Origin of the sequence: Bathymodiolus japonicus methanotrophic gill symbiont, assembly GCF_019721995.1 — a bacterium.
Lineage (GTDB): Bacteria > Pseudomonadota > Gammaproteobacteria > Methylococcales > Methylomonadaceae > Methyloprofundus.
The window spans coordinates 1-7,346 of sequence record NZ_BLYC01000091.1; the positions used below are offsets into that span (position 1 = coordinate 1).

The window sequence follows — 7,346 nt, forward strand, 5'->3', positions numbered from 1 at the left end:
TGGTCTCAGAACTTCAACTATGGAGACCAGCACGGGTACGGTAAGTCCCGTAAGCTTAACGTCCGTGCTATTCGAGATTTCTAGCACTATTTTTTGAGTGCTTACTTTAAGATGAGACACCTGTAAAATTAACCGCTAAAAATCAGGAAAACGGAACCTAAGCAAAGTGATGATTTTTAGTCCTTGGTTAGGCGATAAGGACATTCGCTGACCTGTAGTGAGCTAGGAAAGAGAAGAATTACATTCCGAAGCCGCCTAGCCATTGATGTAGTCTTTACAGAACAGTTTTTTTGCGGAGTTGAAACCAGAGTGCAGGGGTGTGAGCTAGGGTGTCTCCCATTCCCGCTGTGTAGGCGAATTAATTATGGCGACAGAAGAGAATCCAGGCATCTCAAGAATTTATTTTAGTTATTCAGCTTTATAAGCTGTCTCAGCTTAAGTTGGTTGCCAAATAAGGTACTATATTTGAATGAAATTTAAAGGAAAATAAAATGAAATTTTTAATTTTAGTTGCAACAATGATGCTATCAATCCATGCCAATGCAAGTAATACAGATGAGTTCTATACTGGTTGGATTGACCCCCCAGGGGATAAATGGTACTCATATAAATCCTCATGTGATTTTAGTAACATAAAATCAGTAACTGTGATGCATGCTGATTTTCCTTCGAGCATAACTAGTAAAGGTATAGAAGAAGCGCTAGAGGAATGTTCACTGTTAATAAAAGTGTATTACTGGGATACTTACTACGATGAAACTGAAGATAAATATTTTTGGGATTATAAGAGTCCTAGAATTCTATGGTTGATAAAAAAGTCCTTAAATTATTTTGGGACGATCAAAATCCTACCACCACTAAAAGAACCTTCTGACACGAATACTTAACTTTACCCGATTACCCATAGCCCTTATCCTTCGCTAAAGCTCAGTTTTAGCTGATTTTTAGCGAAGGATGGAGGAAATAAATGGCTCTGTCGCAAAAGATATTGAAAACGCAGAGAGCCTAGGTTCTGTTGAGCTTTTGTTTTGAATTTAAGATTTGTTTCGGCTATTGGTTCTGTCGCATAGGTTATTGAAAACGCAGAAAACTTGGTCTTCAGACAGAACCCTCGATTATGTTAACGGCAATTTAATGACGTTGACTTTTAGGGTTATTACTCACATTCGCTGAAAATCAGGGAAACGGAGCCTAAGCGAAGTGATGATTTTTAGTCCTCGATAGCCGTAGGGCCGTTATTTTGTCGGAGTCTGAGCGTTAGCGAAGGTGGAGACAAAATAAAAGGCCATCCGACACGGCGTCAAGTCATTTGGAGCCTATGTTCCGACCCCTTGTTGGGTCGGGACGAGGTGACGAGGACGAATCGGGGCCGCCGGAGGCATAAGTGGTCGCGTTAAGTTTTTGCTGCTTGCTTGGGCTGGGATGCCCAAAACAAGCTTTCGCAAAAATAGCGACTCCCCGAGAGCGGGTCTATTTTCTGGTTTTTATATTAAAGTATCAATCCATACCCGCTCAATGTGAGTATGATCGTAGGTGATTTAGTTTTTGCGACAGAACCTAAATTTTGACTAAATTAAATTGGGCAATAAATGAAAAAATCAGGGTTATTATTCATAATGTTTATTTTATCCGGATGTACCGCCAAGTATGACGTTATTAGGTATGATAATACGCAATTATCAATAAATGATAGCTATTACATATCAAACCCCAAAGATGGTAAATATGATGAAATTAATTATGTTAATTCAGGTGAAATGACGAGAGATGCATTATTCAATGAGCTATCTACCCTAGGTGTTAAAACTGAAAAGGCAGATAAAACATTGAGCGAGATTGACTCACTTCTCAGTGCCAAACAACAAGGGTATGTTTTTTTAATTTACCCAACTATTTTACACTGGGAAGACAGGGCAACTGAATGGAGTGGTTTACGCGATAGGGCAAAAATTAAATTAGAACTTATTGACACGGATACAAAAGTTACTGTCGATAACGCAATTTTTAATTTAGTTGGTACTTGGTGGACATTTGGTGGTCTACATCCTCAAGATATGGTGAGTGAGGCGGTGAAAGAGTATTTTAAAAAAGTATTTGATTTGGAAAAATAGGCTAAGGACAACGGACAAATATAGGCTCTTTTCACTTTCCTGTTGGCCAGATACTAAAGAGCGAGTATTTAATAATCCCCGAAAGTATAGCGCAGGATTTTACTTCACAGTCGTTACTACTCAGCACCCTTGACTAACTTAAAATAAATAAGTTACTAAGGTAGGTGGATTCAACTCTGAAGTGCAATTCTTGTAATCATGCGGCCTCACGTTTATTGTCTCGGGACGCTAGTCAAAACTATGCACTTTAGTGCAAGACCTTAGTTGATACACACTTTTTTGTACAATGCTCTGATGAATGAACAAAGACACGGTAGACATACCGTAAGTATTTTAATGGTACATCATCAGTGTTCCCATTGAAAGAAGAAGTACCTAAACAAAGCAGCCTATAACCTACCTGAAGGTAGCACCACTCGAATATTTCTATCTTTTTGATTTTAATCACTTATAACAGCAAATAGACACTCTGTAGGCACCGTAAAAAAACAACAAATAATTTCAAATAAAGCTTGCATTTGCCGAAAAATTTTTCTAAAAATTTCCGTTTTAATCACCTCATAAACGGATATCACCCATGCTTAAAGACCTACCACTCTCTGAACATATTCACCAACACTGCAATGAAAGTATGGAACGTGCCCTGTTAGCAGAGCGTCATCCTTTGTGGGCTCGTTCATGCCCAGAGTTGAAGGATATCGACTTTATTCGCCTTGGGTTATTACGCTGTATCAGTGTAGTCGATAGTGGTCGCCATTTCCTCCAAACCAATGAACAGATTTATGGCCAGCTGCTTCCCCACTCAACGTATTTTAAATCACTGAAGTCGCATAGACGAACAAGTATGCTTGAGGCATTTGAACAGCAGAGCTATCATCTTCACGCTGAAACACTGCTATCGCAAGGCATTGATTATCTTAAAGCATTCCCGGAACTTGACGAATACACCATAGAAGCAGCGGATGGACATTTTATTGATCATGCCTGCCATACTGAAAAAAACAGCAAGGGGAAAGTTTATGCGGCCGGGGGGATTTACGCGTTGAATCTCAGAAGTGGGTTGCTCAGATTTCTTTGTCTGGTGACAAACGGAACTCAGAGACATCAAGAAATACCTGTGTTACGAGATCATATTGAAAAGCAAAACAAGGGAAATAACAGCTCTCAGAAACATCTCTATGTCTACGATAAAGCCGTCACCGACTTTGTCTGGTGGGATCGGCAGAAACGACATGCTAATTACATGATTTCAATGCTAAAACTCGATGTTCAAGTTTTTCCATCCCATTGCCATCAAACTCTTACCTTCACCCAGCAGAACAATACTTTAATGATGGTGTTGGCCCTAAGCGCCCTAAATCTCTGCTAATCATATGTTTTCCTGATGGCATCAGTTGAAACACATCCTTTATTAATTCACCTAACTCTTTCAGCTTATCACCAGGATCTGGAAACTCTAGCAATGACGTGATGAACTCAAGCAGTACATCCATTTGAGACTTGCGCTGTAAGCTTCCTACGGTATACGCAGGTAGTTTGCTTTCAATGCGGGCTATTTGCTCTGGGTGAAGGAGAAGGCAATGGTCAAACAAAAGACTCAGAATCAGGCCACGGCTTGATCCCTCTTCATCTAATTGTTTGGCCTCACGCCCCCATCCTTCATAAAGCTTCCAGTCCTCAAAGAAAACCTCAATCAGCCATCTCAACGTATAGGCTTGAATAATATCTTGTGTGCGCCAAGTCAGGTCTGTCGCCACTAAATAGCGATAGTCGTTTTCACCGTCATATTTTAAGGCAATGACAAAGCGTTTTTTACTGTGAGAACTCACCTTTAATCGTGCACTGCTGACAGTCACTTTCGCTGAAAATCAGGGAAACGTAGCCTAAGCGAAGTGAAGATTTTTAGTCCGCGATAGCCGTAGGGCCGTTGTTTTGTCGGAGTCTGAGCGTTAGCGAAGGTGGAGACAAAATAAAAGGCCATCCGACACGGCGTCAAGTCATTTGGAGCCTATGTTCCGACCCCTTGTTGGGTCGGGACGAGGTGACGAGGACGAATCGGGGCCGCCGGAGGCATAAGTGGTCGCGTTAAGTTTTTGCTGCTTGCTTGGGCTGGGATGCCCAAAACAAGCTTTCGCAAAAATAGCGACTCCCCGAATTCTACCTCTATATTCAATATTTTGGTTTTTACGTAATTGGCTAATCACCTGCGAGCCTCCAGATTCTTTAGCGGCTTCGTCCATAAAGGCTTTTTCACCATACAGCGCATCAGCCAGTACGCCTTTAATTTTAATCAGGCTATGCGCAACTTTAAACTCTTTTAATAAGCCTAATGCAATCTCTGTTTTGGTTGGGTAGGCACTGTCACGTTCAGGCTTAATAGGCCGATCTTTTTTTGCTATACCGCTCTTTTTCAACCGTTTATCTTCTTTATCCCACTGCTTTAAGGCTGGATCCGGCATATAAAAGAAAAAACCGACAGGCACTGTAATGGATGAGGTAACTAGCAGCCGCTGAAAATCAGGGAAACGGAGCCTAAGCGAAGTGATGATTTTTAGTCCGCGATAGCCGTAGGGCCGTTGTTTTGTCGGAGTCTGAGCGTTAGCGAAGGTGGAGACAAAATAAAAGGCCATCCGACACGGCGTCAAGTCATTTGGAGCCTATGTTCCGACCCCTTGTTGGGTCGGGACGAGGTGACGAGGACGAATCGGGGCCGCCGGAGGCATAAGTGGTCGCGTTAAGTTTTTGCCGCTTGCTTGGGCTGGGATGCCCAAAACAAGCTTTCGCAAAAATAGCGACTCCCCGCAATAATACTATCGTTTGTCCATTAACATACCCGCCGGAGCCTTTGTGTTTCTGCTTGTAAACCTTATAAATACGTTTTGTAGACTTAGATCGTGCTCGGTCTGATTCATCAAAGGCCAACACACCTTCAGTAATGCCATAACGTTTTAAAATTAAGACCACACTCACCCGTAGCAACCAGTCCCAGGGTATACTTGCTAGGATAATGCGGCTACTTTGCAATCTCCAAGGCTTGCTCGCTCAAACTTAGCCCAGCAAACAAAGTTCATTAGCAGTATGCACGTTAAACAAGTGCCCAACCAAGCGGCTTGAATCCGTGTCAAAGCGGCTCCGGGTTTTAGCTGATTGAGCGCATCATTTAAATCGTCAATATAGCTTTGGATAAAGGTGGCTGGGGCATTCATTAACATGGGCTTACACCGATAAAATTACAACAACCTCAGAATACCTGATTTTACCTTCTCAATATCAAAAACTTGAACATCGAGTAAAAGAAAATTGGTAGTGGGTTAAATCTGTGTTTTTGCATGAATATCCCTGCCAAATTCCACCTTATTTATTAACAGACCAATCACAATATCATGCATTTTCTCTAACTTAGAGAAGCAGATTGTTCGACGAGTTAATCGTTTTATCCATGCTCTAAAATTCAAGTTTTTACGTTCAATTTTTTGGGTGTTTTTCTTACCTATTTCATGTTTCTCAGCATCGAGATGACGTTCATAAGCGCCCCAGTCATCGGTGTAATAACGACTGATATTTAAAGGCAAAAGTAACGCTTTTAATTCTTTGAAAACAATGTCCTTACGCTTGCCAAAAACATAAGCGAGTACCGTGTTGGTTTTATGATCAACAGCATGCCATAGCCAGCGTTGATTGCTTTTATTTCCTACAAAAGACATCAGTGTTCCCCTATCAATTGAGGCCGTGAAACTAACCTCGCCACAAGAGAGCTCATAAAGCACTGTAAAGACATTCCTGTTATTATTGCGTTTTGAACTGCCCGAATGGTATACGAGCTGATACGAGATATTCTTGCCTGGAAAAATAATGGATTCACAAAACGATCTCGTTTTTGGGCCTGTTGCTGCCTTATCTCCAGAGCCTCGCTATATTTTTTATCCGATGGATGAATCAATTCTGGCTGTTGTGTTTTTGAAATCTCTTCAAATACGCGCATTAAATTATAGCTCATTGCAGTCAGGCGCATTTGATTTTCAAGTGAGCGGGTATTGGAAGACCAAGCTTTAGTTTCCTTGAAATTACTTTTAGTGTTATTGAATGTCTTTTCAATCGTCCATCGCTTGAAATACAGCATGGCAATGGTTCCAGGGTTAATAGTCATTGGCAAGGTTGTCACAAACCGGTGAAGTTTTCCGGTTTCTGGATCACGGTAATCCACCACGTTAAATTTGATGCCCTTGTTTTCGTACACACTGTATGCTTCAACCCCTGTATTGATCTCATGGCGGGAGTCAAAAGGGATAGACTCAACCAGAGTCGCAATTGAATTTTCTTTTAGCATTGAAATCATGTAATTAGCATGTCGTTTCTGCCGATCCCACCAGACAAAGTCGGTGACGGCTTTATCGTAGACATAGAGATGTTTCTGAGAGCTGTTATTTCCCTTGTTTTGCTTTTCAATATGATCTCGTAACACAGGTATTTCTTGATGCCTCTGAGTTCCGTTTGTCACCAGACAAAGAAATCTGAGCAACCCACTTCTGAGATTCAACGCGTAAATCCCCCCGGCCGCATAAACTTTCCCCTTGCTGTTTTTTTCAGTATGGCAGGCATGATCAATAAAATGTCCATCCGCTGCTTCTATGGTGTATTCGTCAAGTTCTGGGAATGCTTTAAGATAATCAATGCCTTGCGATAGCAGTGTTTCAGAGTGAAGATGGTAGCTCTGCTGTTCAAATGCCTCAAGCATACTTGTTCGTCTATGCGACTTCAGTGATTTAAAATACGTTGAGTGGGGAAGCAGCTGGCCATAAATCTGTTCATTGGTTTGGAGGAAATGGCGACCACTATCGACTACACTGATACAGCGTAATAACCCAAGGCGAATAAAGTCGATATCCTTCAACTCTGGGCATGAACGAGCCCACAAAGGATGACGCTCTGCTAACAGGGCACGTTCCATACTTTCATTGCAGTGTTGGTGAATATGTTCAGAGAGTGGTAGGTCTTTAAGCATGGGTGATATCCGTTTATGAGGTGATTAAAACGGAAATTTTTAGAAAAATTTTTTCGGCAATTGCAAGCTTTATTTGAAATTATTTGTTGTTTTTTTACGGTGCCTACAGAGTGTCTATTTGCTGTTATAAGTGATTAAAATCAAAAATATGGAAATATTCGAGTGGTGCTACCTTCAGGTAGGTTATAGGCTGCTTTGTTTAGGTACTTCTTCTTTCAATGGGAACACTGATG

General features: G+C 41.3%; 10 protein-coding genes and 1 pseudogene. 3 read left to right on the forward strand and 8 right to left on the reverse strand.

The window, feature by feature from the left end; translation table 11 throughout:
* The first annotated feature begins 491 nt into the window (after positions 1-491).
* A complete protein-coding gene (locus K6984_RS29700; protein ID WP_221894337.1) occupies positions 492-887 on the forward strand; it encodes a hypothetical protein in 396 nt (131 codons plus the stop codon).
* Positions 888-1,316: 429 nt separating this feature from the next.
* Here the strand turns inward: K6984_RS29700 and K6984_RS35500 are convergent, their stop codons facing one another.
* The gene (locus K6984_RS35500) at positions 1,317-1,445 is read right to left on the reverse strand and encodes a hypothetical protein (RefSeq protein ID WP_263458596.1); all 129 of its coding nucleotides are present in this window, start codon (positions 1,443-1,445) and stop codon (positions 1,317-1,319) included.
* A 144-nt stretch (positions 1,446-1,589) separates the two neighbouring features.
* Between K6984_RS35500 and K6984_RS29705 the strand changes: the two genes are divergently transcribed.
* Positions 1,590-2,111: a DUF4823 domain-containing protein gene (locus K6984_RS29705; RefSeq protein WP_221898578.1), complete on the forward strand. Its 522-nt coding sequence runs from the start codon at positions 1,590-1,592 to the stop codon at positions 2,109-2,111.
* A 577-nt stretch (positions 2,112-2,688) separates the two neighbouring features.
* The gene (locus K6984_RS29710; RefSeq protein WP_221898579.1) at positions 2,689-3,480 is read left to right on the forward strand and encodes a hypothetical protein; all 792 of its coding nucleotides are present in this window, start codon (positions 2,689-2,691) and stop codon (positions 3,478-3,480) included.
* On the opposite strand, the gene K6984_RS29715 is transcribed toward K6984_RS29710, so the two are convergent.
* The 7 genes and pseudogenes from K6984_RS29715 to K6984_RS29735 all read right to left on the reverse strand — a co-directional run bounded on the left by K6984_RS29715 (position 3,419) and on the right by K6984_RS29735 (position 7,113).
* Positions 3,419-3,967, reverse strand: a complete 549-nt coding sequence (locus K6984_RS29715) for a hypothetical protein (protein WP_221898580.1) — start codon at positions 3,965-3,967, stop codon at positions 3,419-3,421. The two genes, K6984_RS29710 and K6984_RS29715, sit on opposite strands and share 62 nt — an antisense overlap.
* Entirely contained in the window at positions 3,964-4,092 is a 129-nt protein-coding gene (locus K6984_RS35505; protein ID WP_263458922.1) for a hypothetical protein, read from the reverse strand. The genes K6984_RS29715 and K6984_RS35505 overlap by 4 nt, the downstream gene beginning before the upstream one ends.
* Before the next feature lie 16 nt (positions 4,093-4,108).
* Complete coding sequence (locus K6984_RS29720) at positions 4,109-4,741, reverse strand: hypothetical protein (RefSeq protein ID WP_221898581.1); 633 nt, start codon at positions 4,739-4,741, stop codon at positions 4,109-4,111.
* A gap of 27 nt (positions 4,742-4,768) precedes the next feature.
* A complete protein-coding gene (locus K6984_RS35510; protein WP_263458600.1) occupies positions 4,769-4,897 on the reverse strand; it encodes a hypothetical protein in 129 nt (42 codons plus the stop codon).
* A 213-nt stretch (positions 4,898-5,110) separates the two neighbouring features.
* Positions 5,111-5,323: a hypothetical protein gene (locus K6984_RS29725; RefSeq protein WP_221898582.1), complete on the reverse strand. Its 213-nt coding sequence runs from the start codon at positions 5,321-5,323 to the stop codon at positions 5,111-5,113.
* A gap of 99 nt (positions 5,324-5,422) precedes the next feature.
* Positions 5,423-5,812 (reverse strand): annotated as a pseudogene (locus K6984_RS29730) (IS1 family transposase); the annotation flags it as partial.
* A 2-nt stretch (positions 5,813-5,814) separates the two neighbouring features.
* Positions 5,815-7,113, reverse strand: coding sequence for a transposase (locus K6984_RS29735; RefSeq protein WP_221894003.1), 1,299 nt, complete (start codon positions 7,111-7,113; stop codon positions 5,815-5,817).
* Between the last annotated feature and the right edge of the window lie 233 nt (positions 7,114-7,346).